This is a genomic window from Leifsonia sp. NPDC077715 (genome assembly GCF_040686855.1).
In the GTDB taxonomy this organism is placed as follows: Bacteria; Actinomycetota; Actinomycetes; order Actinomycetales; family Microbacteriaceae; genus Leifsonia.
The window spans coordinates 447,716-462,204 of sequence record NZ_JBFBOG010000002.1; the positions used below are offsets into that span (position 1 = coordinate 447,716).

The window sequence follows — 14,489 nt, forward strand, 5'->3', positions numbered from 1 at the left end:
GGGCGCGTGAACGACAAGTGGTGGCAGTCGGCGGTCGTCTATCAGGTCTACCCGCGGAGCTTCGCGGACAGCGACGGCGACGGGATCGGCGACCTGCGCGGCGTGATCGAGCACCTGGACTACCTCAAGACGCTCGGCGTCGACGTGGTCTGGCTGTCCCCGATCTACGCCTCGCCGCATGACGACAACGGCTACGACATCAGCGACTACCGCGCGATCGACCCGCTGTTCGGGACCTTCGAGGACTTCGACGAACTGCTCGACGGCCTGCACGCCCGCGGCATGAAGCTCGTCATGGACCTCGTGGTCAACCACACCTCCGACGAGCACCCGTGGTTCATCGAGTCGGCGTCGTCGACCGACAACCCCAAGCGCGACTGGTACTGGTGGCGCCCGGCGCGCGCCGGGCATCAGCCGGGGGAGCACGGCGCCGAGCCGAACAACTGGGGCTCCTTCTTCTCCGGACCCGCCTGGCAGCTCGATCCGCAGACCGGCGAGTACTACCTGCACCTGTTCTCCCGCAAGCAGCCCGACCTCAACTGGGAGAACCCGGAGCTGCGCGAGGCCGTCTACGACATGATGAACTGGTGGCTCGATCGCGGGGTCGACGGCTTCCGGATGGACGTCATCAACTTCATCTCGAAGGTCACCGACCTGCCCGACGGCGAGGTGCCCGAGGGTGCGCTGTACGGGAACGCGTACCCGTACTTCGGGCAGGGGCCGCGCATCCACGAGTTCCTGCACGAGATGCATCAGCGCGTGTTCCTCGGCCGGGGCGACCGCTACCTCACCGTCGGCGAGATGCCCGGCGTCGACGTCGAGCAGGCGCGGCGGTTCACCGACCCGGCCAACGGCGAACTGGACATGGTGTTCCAGTTCGAGCACGTGGACCTCGACCACGGCCCCGGCGGCAAGTGGGACTACCGCCCTGCGTCGGTTCTCGACCTGAAGCGCAACCTGTCGAAGTGGCAGGAAGGGCTCGCGGAGGTCGGGTGGAACAGCCTCTACTGGAACAACCATGACCAGCCGCGCGTCGTCAGCCGGTTCGGCGACGACGGCGAGCACCGCGTCGCCTCGGCCAAGGCCCTGGGCACCGTGCTGCACCTGATGCGCGGCACCCCGTACGTCTACCAGGGTGAAGAGCTCGGGATGACGAACGTGCCGTTCGCCTCCATCGACGACTTCCGCGACATCGAATCGCTCAACCACTACGCCGAGGCGGTCGACATCCTGGGCGCCCCGGCGGAGGTCGTGCTGGCTGCGCTGCGGCGGACCAGCCGCGACAACGCCCGCACGCCGATGCAGTGGACGGCCGGCCCGAATGCGGGATTCACGACCGGGACGCCGTGGATCGCAGCCAACCCGAACGCCGGCGAGATCAACGCAGAGGCCGAGGTCGCCGACCCCGACTCGGTGTTCGCGCACTACCGCGCGCTGATCGACCTCCGGCACCGGTCCGGGGTCGTGGCGCAGGGCGATTACACGCTCGTGCTGGCTGAGCATCCGCAGATCTTCGCGTACACCCGCGCATTGGGCGACGCGTCCCTGCTCGTGCTGGCGAATCTCACCGGCGACGAGGCGACCTTCGACCCGGCGGAGCTGCCGGGATGGTCGGCCGCGCAGCCGGTGCTCTCGAACCTCGAGGGCTCTGCGGCCGCCCGTGGGGTGCTGCGGCCCTGGGAGGCGGTCGTCCTCTCCCGCGGCTGACCCGCTGCGCCGCACCGGTCTTGCGCCACCGCTCCCGCTGGTGTGGGATAGGCGGCACGAACCGGGAGGCGATATGGGCGAGTACGTGGCGCGGGCGGAGATCGACGTGGCGGCCCCGCGCAGTACGGTGTGGAAGCTGTTGACGTCGAACGGCGCGCGGCCGGAGATCATGTTCGGGGCGGAGGTCGTCTCGGACTGGCGGGTCGGTTCGAAGATCGTGTGGCGCGGCGAGTGGCAGGGCACGACGTTCGAGGACCACGGGCGCGTCATCGAGCTCGAGAACCTCGAGGAGCCGTGGCGGATCGTGCTGACGCATTTCAGCCCGCTCAGCGGTCAGCCCGACGAGCCCGAGAACTACCACACGCTCCGGTACGAGCTGGATGCGATCCCCGGAGGGACCCGCATCACCCTCGATCAGGACAACAACCCGACCCGCGAGGCGGCCGAGCACGCACAGGGGAACTGGGCCCAGATGCTCGCCGGGGTGAAGACCGTCGCCGAGCGCGACCAGGACTGACGGTCAGTCGCCGAACGCTTCGCGCAGGAACGCCGTCAGGAAGACGTCGAACGCCTGGACCGTGCCGTTGCGGTCGCCGCTGATCAGGAAGCCGAAGTGCAGGCCGGCGGCGGAGTCGACCAGCCAGTGCGCGAGGACTCCCGCGCGGCGGCTCTCGATGCCCTGCTTCTTGAGCCACGACTTCACGGTGTCGCGCCACTGGGTGAACGCGACGGTGACCCGCTGACCGATGTCGGGGTCGATCGGCTCGAGCGCGCCCGCCTCGAACTGCAGCCGGAGCGCCGTCCGGTTGTTCTCGCGCAGCGAGTGGCGGAAGGCCTCCTTGTACCAGTCGCGGAACTGATCGCGGTCGAAAGCGGTCACATCCACGCCCACCAGCGATTCCGACTGCTGGCGCACGCCCTCCTCGAGGATGGCGTCGATCATCTCCTGCCGCGACCCGAAGTGGTACACGAACGAGTAGGTGCTGACGCCCAGAGCGCTCGCCAGGCTGCGGAACGTCATGCGCGATAGCGGCTCGGTCGCGACATGATCCATGATGCGCGCGAGGAGCTCCGGCTTCCGGTTCGGATCTGGAGTGCGGCCCACGCGATAACACTAGTCCGAATATCGCGCCGGATGGCTAGGCAGCTGTTGCGCTGCTCAGGGCTTCTTCGGAGGGTTGGGACCGCCGCCCTGACCGTTGCCTTGACCGCCGCCCTGGCCGCCGCCTTGACCTCCGCCGCCGGGGGCGGGCGCCGTCGGAGCGCCCGGGGCGGGCGCCGTCGTCGGCGGCTTCGGCGCCGGGGGAGCCGTCGTGTACTTGCCCGCGGGCGACGGGAAGGCCGAGCCGCCGTAGGCGGCGTTCAGCGCGGCCATGACCCGTTTGGCGATCGCGAACTTCACGTTGCCGCCGCCGATGCCCTGGAAGCTGACGCTGCGCAGTGCCACGCCCCCCTGGACGTTGCCGACCCACGTCGCCTGGGCGATCTTCGTCGTGGACGTGACCAGCCAGTTCTCGATCGAGTCGTCGGTCGTGCCCGTCTTGCCGAAGACGGGGATCCCGTCGCCGGGGTTCGCGGAGGCCGCCGTGCCGCCGCCGCGCAGCACGCCCTGGAGGGCGTAGATCGCCGCCGCGGCGACCTGCGGGTCGATGGGGGTGGTCGAGCACTGCGACTTCGGCACCGCGTGGGCGCTGCCGTCGCCGTTGATGATCTTGTCGATCGCGACCGGGCTGCAGGCGACGCCGTTGTTGGCGAGCCCCGCATAGGCGGTCGCCATGGTGAGCGGCGCGATGTAGTTGGTGCCGAGGACCGACGACGGGTTGGCCATGTACGGGTTGGCCGCCTCGTCCGCGCCGTGCACCAGCAGGTCCTGGGCACGCTGCTTGATGCCGCAGAGATCGAGCGACGTCGCCATCTTCGCGAAGATCGTGTTGATCGACTGCGCCGTGGCGTTCATGACGCTCGTCGACGACACCGACTCGCCCTCGTCATTGGAGACGTTCCAGGGAGCGCCGCCGATGTCGTTGCAGGGGTCGCTGGAATGGAACGAGCTCTGCGGGAAGACGTGCTGCGTCCCGCTCACCGACTGGTAGAGCGAATGCCCTTCGTTGAGCCATTCGAGCAGGTCGAAGACCTTGTACGCCGATCCCGTCTGGAAGCCCTCCGAGCCGCCGTACGCGTAGTCGGTGTTGTAGTTGACCGCCGTGGTCGAGGGCGCGGGCTCCGCCGTGTTGTCGTAGGGCCGGTTCTGCACCATCGTGACCACTCGGCCGGTGCCGACCTCGACCGACACGTTCGAGGAGCCGAGGTCGAGCCGCGGGTCGGCCGGCGGGATGTACGAACTCACAGCCGCCTGCGCCTGGTTCTGCAGGTCGAGGTTGAGGGTCGTGTAGATCTTGAGGCCGCCGCGCGTGAGGAAGTTGGAGCGGTCGTCCTCGGTCTTGCCGAAGATCGGATCCTGCTCGATGACGCGCTCGACGTAGTCGCAGAAGAACGCCGCGTTGTACTGCTGGGCCGTCATGCAGCCGTTCTGCGTGGGCGTGATCTTCGGTTCGACCTTCGTGGCGCGGGCCGCGTCGTGCTCCTCCTTGGTGATCTTGCCGTTGGCGAGCATCCGGTCGAGCACGTAGTTGCGGCGGTCCAGGGTCTCCTTGTACCCGTCGGCGGCGCCGTTCTCCTTGTTGTTCGGCTTGTCGATGCGCAGGTTGTCCGGGTTGTTCAGGATGGCGATCAGCGTCGCCGCCTGCTGCAGGTTCACATCCTTCGCGCCGACGCCGAAGTAGTACTCGGCCGCCGACTGCACGCCGTAGACACGGCCGCCGAAGAGCGCGATGTTGAGGTAGCTCTGCAGGATGTCGTTCTTCGAGTACTCCTTCTCGAGCCCGATCGCGTAGCGCATCTCTTTGAGCTTGCGTGAGGGGTCGACCTTCGTGGCGTCGTTGTAGCACGCCTCGTACGCGGTCAGCTGCTTCTTCTGGACCGCGTCGGTCGCCGTCGGGTCGGGCTGCTTGTTCTCACAGCGCTGCACGAGGATGTTCTTGACGTACTGCTGCGTGATGGACGAACCGCCCTGCACCGACTTGTGCAGCGCCGTGAGGACGGCGCCGCGGAGGGTGCCGGTCACGTCGACGCCGCCGTGCTCGTAGAAGCGCGGATCCTCCGTCGCGATCGCCGCGTCCTTCAGGTTCTGGGAGATGCCGTCCCAGCCGACCTCGATCCGGTTCTGCGAGTAGAAGGTCGCGATCGGCACCTGCTGCCCGTTGCTCAGCGCGTACATCGTGGACGCCTGGGCCAGCGGCTCGACCTTGATGTACTCAGGCAGCCCGTCGAAGACGCTGATGGTGGAGTCGGCCGCCGAGCCGGTCAGCGCGACCGCCGGTGTGACCGCCGCGGCTGCGAGCACGCCGGCCAGACCGCTCAGCGCGACGAATCCCGCAAGGGCAGGCGCCCATCCCCATCTCATGCGTCGAATTCTCCCTCGTCGAGACCGTTCTTCCGTGGCGGCAATGATACGCGTCGGTCGTGACCGCCCCGGGAGGTCGACGTTCAGGTTGTGGAGAGAACGAATGTCGCCGGGCCTGTGGACGGTTCCCTCAGGAGGCCTCGCGCAGCTTGTCGCAGAGCTGGGCCAGCGTCTCGAGCTCTTCGGTGGTCAGCTTGCCGCCCACGCGCGCGTTGATCGTCTTCATGTGGTCGACCGCGACGCGGCGGAACATCTCGAACCCCGTGTCGGTCAGGCGGATGACCGTGCCGCGGGCGTCGGACGGCTCCGGCTCCTTCGCCACCAGGCCACGCGCGACGAGCCGGTCGACGAGCCTGCTGACGCTGGGCTGCGTGAGGAGCACGTGCTTGTTGAGGTCGCGCAGCCGCAGTTCGCGGTTCGGCTGGCGCGAGAGGTTGAAGAGCACGTCGTACTCGTTGAACGAGATGTCCCGCGTCGGGAACTCCGCCGCCAGCGTGCGCATGACGGCGACCTGCGCGCGGAACAGCGACTCCCAGGCCGCCACAGCGCTGATGCGCGATCGGCCGGGCGGGCCCTGCGTCGCGGTCTCTGCCATGACTCTCCTCCTCACGCTCGATGCATTCGCATCTTCTCATCATGAGGGTACGTCGACATCCGTGGCACCACGGGCGTGAGGCGGACGGAGAGGTCACCCCGGGCAAAGATCGAGGGCCGGTCGCAGAGGCTAGCGACCGGCCCTCTCCCTTGCACCAAGAGTGTCCTGCAATCACATTCCGCGATGGCTGCCACAGCAAACAACCATTGCTCTTGAACTATATAACGAAGAGGTAACGGCATCTAGTTATCAAGTCGTTATTTTTTCTGCGAATCTTCTCTGTCCTGCCAAGCGGTCCGCTGAGAGGTACCCTCATCGCGTGAGCGAGGACTCCGCGGCCTTCCGGGGCGACATCCCGGCGCACTACGACTCCAACCTCGGGCCGGTGCTGTTCGAGCACTATGCCGACGTGCTCGGGCGCGCTGTGTGCGAGACCGAGCCGGGCCGCATCCTCGAGACCGCCGCGGGCACCGGCATCTCCTCCGCTGCGATCGCGCGCTACAGCCCGCGGGCGGAACTCGTCCTCACCGACCTCAACGAGGCGATGCTCCACCTGGCGCACAAGAAGGTGCCCGCCTCGACCCGCATCGACGTCGCCGATGCCCAGCACCTGCACTTCCACGACGGCAGCTTCGACGTGGTCGCCTGCCAGTTCGGCGTCATGTTCCTGCCGGACCTCGCCGCGGGTCTCCGTGAGGCCCGTCGCGTGCTCGCGCCGGGCGGCGTCTTCCACTTCTCGGTATGGGACAGCCATGCGAAGAACCGGTTCGCCGCCATCACCCACCGGCTCCTCGTCGAGACGTTCCCCGACGATCCGCCGGGGTTCTACCAGGTGCCGTTCGGGCTGAGCGACGTGGGTTACCTGCGCGACGCGGCTCAGGCGGCGGGGTTCGGCCGCATCCGGGTGGATGTGCTCCCGCACCGGTCGAGCGTCGCCTCCTGGTCGGTCTTCGCGGACGGTCTGCTGCTCGGCAACCCGGTGGCGGACCAGCTGCGGCGGCGCGGGGCCGACCTGCCGGCGCTCATCCGTGAGCTCGCGCGCCGCCTCGAAGCGGAGTACGGGCCGGCGCCCGTGGACATCCCGTTGCAGACCCTCTTCTACCGCGCGTATCCCGCGTGACGCTGGACACGACCACTCGGAAACGAATACTCTACTCAGAGTAATCGATCTCGAGTGGAGGTGACCATGCCCAAGCGCGCGATGTCCAATCCGCTGGCCCTGGCCGTGCTCGCCTGCCTCTGGGAGCGCCCGATGTACCCGTACGAGATGACGACGACGATGCGGGAGCGAGGCAAGGAGGACAGCATCCGCCTCAACTTCGGCTCCCTCTACGCGGTCATCAAGTCGCTCGAGAAGCACGGCTTCATCGAGGTCGCGCAGACCGAGCGCGAAGGCAACCGGCCCGAGCGGGTCGTGTACGCGATCACGGACGCCGGCCGCGTCGAGGCGGAGGAGTGGCTGCGCGAGCTCATCGAGGTGCCCGTGAAGGAGTACCCGGCGATCGAGACCGGGCTGTCGCTGCTGCCGATGCTGCCGCCGCAGATCGCCGCCGACCTGCTCGAGAGCCGGCGCGACCGCATCGACGCCGACCTCGTCGCACGGCGGGCGCTGCACGAGCAGGTGCAGGGGCTTCCGGAGCTTTTCATGATCGAGTCCGACTACCGCGTCGCGGTCCTCGAGGCCGAGCGCGCCTTCGTCGCCGATCTCGCCGCGCGCATCCGCGACCGCTCGATCGGCGGCTACGAGGGCTGGGAGCAGCTGCACCGGCTGCTCGCCGAGGGTGTCGGGATGGAGGAGCTGAGCGAGCGCATCGCCGCCGGCTTCTTCGGGGAGGAGGCGGCCGCCCTGTACCGCGCGTAGACCGAACGATGGCCGGAGAGCGGCAACTCTCCGGCCATCCACACCTTCAGTCGTTCCATACGGAACCTGCGTCAACAGTCACCGAGGGCTCCTTCCAGGATATCCCGTTGCGGTGGCTGACCATCAGATCAGAGAGGAAAGCCACCATGGCATCCGCAACCGGGCCCGCGCTCGCCGCCGCCCACCTCGTCAAGACCTACAGCGGCGGGAGGGGCAAGCCCACCGTCCGAGCACTCGACGACCTCGGCTTCGAGGTCGCGACCGGGACCGTGTTCGGCCTGCTCGGCCCGAACGGCGCCGGCAAGTCGACCACCATGAAGATCCTGTCGACGCTCGCCCGTCCCGACTCCGGGTCGGCGATCGTGGCCGGGATCGACGTCATCCGCCATCCCGCGCGCGTGCGCCGCGCCATCGGGTACGTCGCCCAGAAGCCGGTGTCCGACCCGTCCGACACCGGGGTCGACAACCTCGTGCTGGCCGGCCGGCTGCAGGGGATGCCGGGCCGGGATGCCGCAGCTCGCGCTCGCGAACTGCTCGACCGCTTCGGCCTCACCGAGCACGCCCGCCGGCAGGTGAAGACCTACTCCGGCGGCATGGCCCGCAAACTGGATGTCGCGATCGGCCTCATGCACCGGCCACAGGTGCTCTTCCTCGACGAGCCGACCACCGGACTCGACCCGGAGGCGCGCGCGGAGCTCTGGCTGGAGCTCGAACGGATGACGGCGGCCGAGAACCTGACCGTCCTGCTGACGACGCACTACCTGGATGAGGCGGACCGCCTCGCCGACCGGCTCGCGATCGTCGACCACGGCCGGGTCGTGGCCGGCGGTACGCCGGAGGAGCTGAAGAACGGCCTCCGGGGCGACGCGATCGTCGTCGAGCTGGCCGGGGACGCCGATCCCGTCGCCGGGCTCTCCGCCCTCGGGCGGGTGGACGCGCTGCGCGAAGTGGGCGGCGACGGCCGCACCCTGCGCGCCCGCGCCGACGTCGGCGCATCCACCCTTCCGCTCGCCCTCGCGGCGCTGGAGGCTGCAGGCGTCGCCGTCGCCTCCGCCACGGTCGCCCGGCCGAGCCTGGACGACGTCTACCTGCGGCACACCGGCCGCACCTTCACGCGGGCGCAGGAGTCCGCCGAGCTCGTCCTGGAGGACGCATCATGACCGCCGCAACGCTCGCCCCGTCCCGCCCGCTCCGCCGGACCGGGCCCACCTTCGTCACCCACACCCTGCTGCTGACCGGGCGTCAGCTGCGGGCGGCCTGGCGGATGCCGGCGTTCCTCGTCATGAACCTGGTGCAGCCGGTCATCTGGTTGCTGCTGTTCGGGCAGCTGTTCAAGTCCGTCATCGAGATCCCCGGCTTCGGGGTCGGGCAGAGCTACCTCGAGTATCTGACTCCGGGGGTCGTCATGATGCTCGCGCTGTTCGGGAGCGCGTGGTCGGGCACGGTCTACATCCAGGACATGGACCGCGGAGTGATGGATCGGTTCCTCACCTCGCCGACCAATCGCGCGGCGATGATCGTGTCGACGCTGGTGTACCAGTCCATCCTCGCGGTCGCCCAGTCGCTCGTGGTGGTCGGGATCGCGTTCTGGGCGGGCGCCCGCTTCGAGGGCGGGGTGGTCGGCATCCTCCTGCTCCTTCTCGGAGTGGTGCTGCTGACCGCGGTGTTCTGCTCGCTGTCGAACGCGGTGGCGCTGCTGGCCCGCGAGCAGACCGCGCTGATCGGAATCTCGCAGCTGATCACGCTGCCGCTGATGTTCCTGAGCTCGGCGATCATGAACACCAAGCTGTCGCCGGAGTGGGTGCAGAACGTGGCCGCCTACAACCCGTTCGAGTGGGCCGTGATCGTCGGCCGCCAGGCCCTGAGCGCCCAGCCCGACTGGTCCACCCTCTGGTTCCACGCGGCCCTGCTGCTGGCCCTGGCCGTCCTCATGGCCGCCTGGGCCACCTCGGCCTTCCGCACCTACCAGCGCACCACCTAGCCCCCATCGAGTCCGCAGAGAGTGCACGTTTTCGCCACGGATTCGTGCATTCTTTGCGGACTCGATGGCGGGGGGTCAGAAGAGGTCGGGGGAGGGGGCGCTCGCGTAGCGGATGGAGACGTCGGCATGGCGGTCGAAGCGGTAGCCGACGCCGCGGACCGTGCGGACGATGTCCTCGTAGCGGGCCAGCTTGGAGCGGAGGCGGCGCACGTGGACGTCGATGGTGCGCTCGTTCGGCACCTCGTCCTCGTCGGCGTCGCTCCACAGCGAGCTGATCAGCTCGGAGCGCTCGATCGTCCGGCCCTCGCGCAGCACCAGGTACTGCAGGAGCTCGAACTCCTTGTACGTCAGCGCGACGGTCTGATTGTCGAGCACCAGGCGCTTGCGCGAGATGTCGACGACCACGCCGGAGGCGGCGCGGTCCTCGTCCTCGTCGACCGTGACGGCCTGGCGGTGCTTGGCGACCGCCGACGGGTCCTGCAGGGCGAGGCGGACCACATCCACGTCGCGTCCGCCGGCGCCGGCCGGGGCCAGGGCGACCGCGGCGTACGTCTCTGCGGAGGGGGCGATCTCGGCGGTCAGGCGCTTCAGCGCCTCCACGATGTGCCCGAGGTCGGTGCCGTCGGCGAGGGCCTTCGCCTCGTCGATGCCGACGTACAGCACGAAGCCGCGGGCCTCGGTGCCCTCCGGGACGGCGCGGATGCGCGGAGCGGACTCGGTGGCGGCCGGCGCGGTGGCGGCCGGTGCGGGGCGGACCGGGGCGACGGGCGAGACGGTGGCGGTGCGGGCGTAGGTGGTGTCGATGGTGGCCAGAGACATGGGGATCAAGTCCTTCGATGATGATGTTCCGCGTCCCGATGTGCGACGATGCTCCGCCGATGAAGCGGAGGTGCGGGGATTCGCGGGGAGTGTCGTGTTGTGCCCTGTCAGAGAGGGCTGATGCGCGGGAGCCTGGTTGCGGCGATCCCGGGGAGCGTTCGCCAGGTCACGACCGGGTTGGGTCGGAGGGCGGCTGCTCGGCGAATGGTCGTCAGATCAGCGGCACATTCGGCAACACATGACTGCGTCGCGGCCGGCCATCATCATGCCGGCATTCCCAAGGGCCTCGAAGGAGGTCAGGGTACGCGCGTTGTCAGTCATGCAGGACAGTAAAACCGATCATGACTCGACGTGTCAAATGGTTACGTAATGTTGCGGACCGCTACACGGTGCCATAAAGGCGGTCGCCGGCGTCGCCGAGACCCGGCACGATGTAGCCGTTCTCGTTCAGCCGCTCGTCCAGCGAGCCGAGGACGATGGTCACATTGCGGCCCTCGGTCGCCTTCTCCAGCGCCTCCAGACCCTCCGGCGCGGCGAGCAGGCAGATGGCGGTCACATCCACCGCGTTGCGCTGGAACAGGAAGTCGATCGCCGCGCCCAGCGAGCCGCCGGTGGCGAGCATCGGGTCGAGCACGAAGCACTGCCGGTCGGAGAGGTCCATCGGCAGGCGCTCGGCGTAGGTCGTCGGCTCCAGCGTCTCCTCGTTGCGCACCATCCCGAGGAATCCGACCTCGGCGGTCGGCATGAGCCGCACCATCCCCTCGAGCATCCCGAGCCCGGCGCGCAGGATGGGGACGACGAGCGGACGCGGTTCGCTCAAGGCGACGCCGGTCGTCTTGGTGACGGGGGTCTGGATCTCGACCGGCTCGACGCGCACGCCGCGCGTGGCCTCGTAGGCGAGCAGGGTCACGAGCTCTTCCGTGAGCTGGCGGAAGACCGGCGACGGGGTCGACGCGTCGCGGAGCACCGTCAGCTTGTGGGTGATGAGGGGGTGGTCCGCAACGTGCACTCGCATAGGCTCAAGGCTAGCCGAAACATCCCGGAGGAGCCCCCGTGAGCCTGACCGTCCCCAGCTCGTACGAGCAGTGGATGCGCGCCGCGCTCGACGACGCCCGTCTGGCGTTCGACACCGGCGACGTCCCGGTCGCCGCGCTGGTGCTCGACGAGGAGGGCCGCGTCATCGGACGCGGCCGTAACGAGCGCGAGCTGCGGCACGATCCGACCGCGCATGCGGAGGTGCTGGCCCTGCGGGAGGCGGCCGCGACGCGCGACGACTGGCACCTGGAGGGATGCACGCTCGTCGTGACGCTGGAGCCCTGCGTGATGTGCGCGGGCGCGGTGCTCGCGGCGCGCGTCCCGACCGTCGTCTTCGGTGCCTGGGATGAGAAGGCCGGCGCCGGAGGGTCGGTCTACGACGTGCTGCGCGACCGGCGGCTCAACCACCAGGTGCAGGTGTACGCCGGGGTGCTCGCGGAGGAGTGCGGCGAGGTGCTGCTCGACTTCTTCCGCGCGAAGCGCTGAGTCGCTGCCGCCTACTTCTTGAGGCTGCTCAGCCACTCCGAGAAGGCCGCGCGGGACGCCTCCTGCATCCGGGCCGAGTGCAGCTCGCGGTCGCGGCGCAGCGCCTCCGGGTCGATCGCCAGCTCGTCCAGCTCGTTGTACCCGTCGGCGACCCACGCCTCGTGCATCTCGTCGGTGACCTCGGGGTGGAACTGCACCGCGAGCGCGAAGTCGCCGATCGCGAACGCCTCGTTCGAGTAGTCGCTGGACGACGCGAGCAGCGTCGCCTGCTCGGGCAGCTCGAACGTGTCGCCGTGCCACTCCACGACCGGGACGCCGTCGAAGTGGCGGATGGGCGAGCCCACCCCCGCCGCCGTCGGCTCCACGCGACGGTAACCGATCTGGGTGGTGTCACCCCGGTACACGCGCTGCCCGAGCGCCCCGGCCATGAGCTGCGCGCCGAGGCACACGCCGAGTGTCGGCCGCTCGGCCTCGATCCGGGCGCGGAGCAGATCCTTCTCGGCCTCCAGGAACGGGAACTCGTCCGTCTGGTAGGCCCCCATCTCGCCGCCGAGCACGACGATCAGGTCGGCCTCCGCGGGGTCGATCGCCCTCACGTCCTCGGTGCTCGCATCCACGATCCGGAGCTCGTAGCCGTGCTCGACGAGGACCGGGCCGATGTTGCCGAGGTGGATGCTGGGGTCGTGCTGCAGGATGACGGCGGTGCGGGTCACTCGAGTCCTTTGATGACGATGGTGTCGGTGGCGGGCGCCCGATCGTTCGGGTCGACCCACACATCCGGTTCGATGTAGATGACGCGGGCGGCGGGGACGGCCTCGCGGATGCGGCGCTCGACGTCGTCGATCGCGGCGGCGACGTCGGCCAGGCGGTGTTCGCCCGAGAAGGCGAGCTTCGCGGCGACCATGAGCTCGTCCGGCCCGAGGTACAGCGTCTTCATGTGGATGATGCGCTCGACGTCGTCGCCCGACGTCACGGCCTGCTCGATCGCCGCCACATCCTGGTCGCTCGCGCCCTCGCCGACGAGCAGGCTCTTGGTCTCCATGCCCAGGATGATCGCCACCACCACCAGCAGGAGGCCGATCAGCACCGTCCCGATGCCGTCCCAGACGCTGTTGCCCGTGATGATGGTCAGCCCGACACCGAGGAGGGCGAACACCAGACCGGTGAGGGCGGCCACATCCTCCAGCAGCACGACCGGGAGCTCGGGGGCCTTGGCGCGGCGCACGAACTGCGGCCATGTCATCCCCTTCTTGTGCGGGCGCGACTCATGCACGGCGGTGCGCAGCGAGAAGGACTCCAGCGCGATGGCGATGAGGAGCACGAGGATGGGCAGCCACGCGTTCTCGAGCGGGTGCGGGTGGGTCAGCTTCTCGACGCCCTCGTAGATCGAGAACACGCCGCCGACCGAGAACAGGATGATCGACACGACGAACGCGTAGACGTAGCGCTCGCGGCCGTACCCGAACGGGTGCTCGCGGTCGGCCTTGCGACGGGACTGACGGCCGCCGAGCAGCAGGAGGAGCTGGTTGCCGGAGTCGGCGAGCGAGTGGACGCCCTCCGCCAGCATCGACGACGACCCGGAGAAGAACCAGGCGATGAACTTGGTCAGGGCGATTCCGAGGTTGGCCGCGAAGGCGGCGACGATGGCCCTGGTCCCACCTGATGCGCTCATGGCCCCAATCCTAGGATGGAGCCATGGACGACGCGCAGAGGTTGACACTTCCGACGATCGCGATGCTGGGGGCGGGCTCGATGGGCCGCGCCATCCTGAGCGGGCTGCTGGCGCCCGGGGTGCAGGTCGCGGGCATCCGGGTCACCAACCGGTCGGAGGCGAAGGCGGCGGAGCTCGCCGGCACGCCGGGCGTGACGGCGTACGCGACCGAGACGCAGGCGGACGCGAACCGGCTCGCGGTGGACGGCGCGCAGGTGGTGCTCGTCGCGGTGAAGCCGGCCATGGTGCGCGACCTGCTCGCCGAGATCGGTGATTCGCTGGCGCCGGGGACGGTCGTCGTCAGCGTGGCTGCCGGTGTGACGGCGGCGACCATGGAGTCGCTGCTGCCAGACTCTGTGTCGGTCGTCCGCGCGATGCCGAACACGCCCGCCGTGGTCGGCCGGGCTGTGACCGGGGTCTCGGCCGGGTCCCGCACAGATCTGTCCGACCTGGACCTCGTGCGCGCCCTGTTCGAGACCGTTGGCGAGGTCGTCGAGGTGCCCGAGGCGCAGCTGGATGCGCTGAGCACGATCTCCGGCTCGGGCCCCGCCTACGTCTTCCTCCTCATCGAGGCGCTGACCGATGCCGCCGTGAAGAAGGGCTTCACCCCCGAGCAGGCCGCGACGCTCGTCAACGGCACCTTCCTCGGCGCCTCCCAGCTGCTCGTCTCCTCCGGCGAGGACCCGGCCGAGCTGCGCCGCCGCGTCACCAGTCCCAACGGCACCACCGAGCGCGCGATCGCGGTCCTCGCCGATGCCGACCTCCCCACCCTCTTCGCCCGAGCCACCGACGCCGCCCTGGCCCGAGCCAGAGAACTAGCCGCCGGCTAGC

At 69.2% G+C, this 14,489-nt stretch carries 15 protein-coding genes; 8 read left to right on the forward strand and 7 right to left on the reverse strand.

What is annotated here, in order from left to right; translation table 11 throughout:
• Nucleotides 1-6: 6 nt before the first annotated feature.
• The gene (locus AB0P25_RS09180) at nt 7-1,707 is read left to right on the forward strand and encodes an alpha-glucosidase (protein ID WP_363806811.1); all 1,701 of its coding nucleotides are present in this window, start codon (nt 7-9) and stop codon (nt 1,705-1,707) included.
• A gap of 73 nt (nt 1,708-1,780) precedes the next feature.
• Entirely contained in the window at nt 1,781-2,224 is a 444-nt protein-coding gene (locus AB0P25_RS09185; RefSeq protein ID WP_363806813.1) for an SRPBCC family protein, read from the forward strand.
• Between the two features lie 3 nt (nt 2,225-2,227).
• Here AB0P25_RS09185 and AB0P25_RS09190 read toward each other — a convergent pair whose 3' ends face one another.
• The 3 genes from AB0P25_RS09190 to AB0P25_RS09200 form a co-directional block, all read right to left on the reverse strand.
• The gene (locus tag AB0P25_RS09190) at nt 2,228-2,812 is read right to left on the reverse strand and encodes a TetR/AcrR family transcriptional regulator (protein ID WP_363806815.1); all 585 of its coding nucleotides are present in this window, start codon (nt 2,810-2,812) and stop codon (nt 2,228-2,230) included.
• Nucleotides 2,813-2,866: 54 nt separating this feature from the next.
• Complete coding sequence (locus tag AB0P25_RS09195) at nt 2,867-5,170, reverse strand: transglycosylase domain-containing protein (protein WP_363806817.1); 2,304 nt, start codon at nt 5,168-5,170, stop codon at nt 2,867-2,869.
• A 130-nt stretch (nt 5,171-5,300) separates the two neighbouring features.
• Nucleotides 5,301-5,765, reverse strand: coding sequence for a MarR family transcriptional regulator (locus AB0P25_RS09200; RefSeq protein ID WP_363806819.1), 465 nt, complete (start codon nt 5,763-5,765; stop codon nt 5,301-5,303).
• A 319-nt stretch (nt 5,766-6,084) separates the two neighbouring features.
• Here AB0P25_RS09200 and AB0P25_RS09205 point away from each other — a divergent pair, with 319 nt between their 5' ends.
• From AB0P25_RS09205 to AB0P25_RS09220, 4 genes are all read left to right on the forward strand, one after another.
• On the forward strand, nt 6,085-6,885 hold the full coding sequence (locus tag AB0P25_RS09205; RefSeq protein WP_363806821.1) for a class I SAM-dependent methyltransferase: 801 nt from the start codon (nt 6,085-6,087) through the stop codon (nt 6,883-6,885).
• Between the two features lie 66 nt (nt 6,886-6,951).
• Nucleotides 6,952-7,626 carry a PadR family transcriptional regulator gene (locus AB0P25_RS09210; protein ID WP_363806823.1) on the forward strand — a complete coding sequence of 225 codons (675 nt, stop codon included), beginning with the start codon at nt 6,952-6,954 and terminating at the stop codon, nt 7,624-7,626.
• 146 nt (nt 7,627-7,772) lie between these two features.
• Nucleotides 7,773-8,786, forward strand: coding sequence for an ATP-binding cassette domain-containing protein (locus AB0P25_RS09215; protein WP_363806824.1), 1,014 nt, complete (start codon nt 7,773-7,775; stop codon nt 8,784-8,786).
• Nucleotides 8,783-9,607 carry an ABC transporter permease gene (locus AB0P25_RS09220; protein ID WP_363806826.1) on the forward strand — a complete coding sequence of 275 codons (825 nt, stop codon included), beginning with the start codon at nt 8,783-8,785 and terminating at the stop codon, nt 9,605-9,607. The genes AB0P25_RS09215 and AB0P25_RS09220 overlap by 4 nt, the downstream gene beginning before the upstream one ends.
• 75 nt (nt 9,608-9,682) lie before the next feature.
• Here AB0P25_RS09220 and AB0P25_RS09225 read toward each other — a convergent pair whose 3' ends face one another.
• Together AB0P25_RS09225 and upp are read right to left on the reverse strand one after the other, a co-directional pair.
• Nucleotides 9,683-10,426 carry a winged helix-turn-helix domain-containing protein gene (locus tag AB0P25_RS09225; protein ID WP_363806827.1) on the reverse strand — a complete coding sequence of 248 codons (744 nt, stop codon included), beginning with the start codon at nt 10,424-10,426 and terminating at the stop codon, nt 9,683-9,685.
• 382 nt (nt 10,427-10,808) lie between these two features.
• The gene (gene upp / locus AB0P25_RS09230; protein ID WP_064110720.1) at nt 10,809-11,441 is read right to left on the reverse strand and encodes a uracil phosphoribosyltransferase; all 633 of its coding nucleotides are present in this window, start codon (nt 11,439-11,441) and stop codon (nt 10,809-10,811) included.
• Nucleotides 11,442-11,479: 38 nt separating this feature from the next.
• On the opposite strand from upp, the gene tadA reads away from it, so the two are divergent.
• Nucleotides 11,480-11,947 (forward strand): tRNA adenosine(34) deaminase TadA, encoded by a 468-nt coding sequence (gene tadA / locus AB0P25_RS09235; protein ID WP_363806829.1) that lies wholly within the window; start codon nt 11,480-11,482, stop codon nt 11,945-11,947.
• 11 nt (nt 11,948-11,958) lie between these two features.
• Here tadA and AB0P25_RS09240 read toward each other — a convergent pair whose 3' ends face one another.
• The gene (locus tag AB0P25_RS09240; RefSeq protein ID WP_363806830.1) at nt 11,959-12,660 is read right to left on the reverse strand and encodes a glutamine amidotransferase; all 702 of its coding nucleotides are present in this window, start codon (nt 12,658-12,660) and stop codon (nt 11,959-11,961) included.
• Nucleotides 12,657-13,619, reverse strand: a complete 963-nt coding sequence (locus AB0P25_RS09245) for a cation diffusion facilitator family transporter (RefSeq protein ID WP_363806832.1) — start codon at nt 13,617-13,619, stop codon at nt 12,657-12,659. The genes AB0P25_RS09240 and AB0P25_RS09245 overlap by 4 nt, the downstream gene beginning before the upstream one ends.
• A 23-nt stretch (nt 13,620-13,642) precedes the next feature.
• On the opposite strand from AB0P25_RS09245, the gene proC reads away from it, so the two are divergent.
• Nucleotides 13,643-14,488, forward strand: a complete 846-nt coding sequence (gene proC, locus AB0P25_RS09250) for a pyrroline-5-carboxylate reductase (protein ID WP_363806833.1) — start codon at nt 13,643-13,645, stop codon at nt 14,486-14,488.
• Nucleotide 14,489 lies beyond the last annotated feature (1 nt).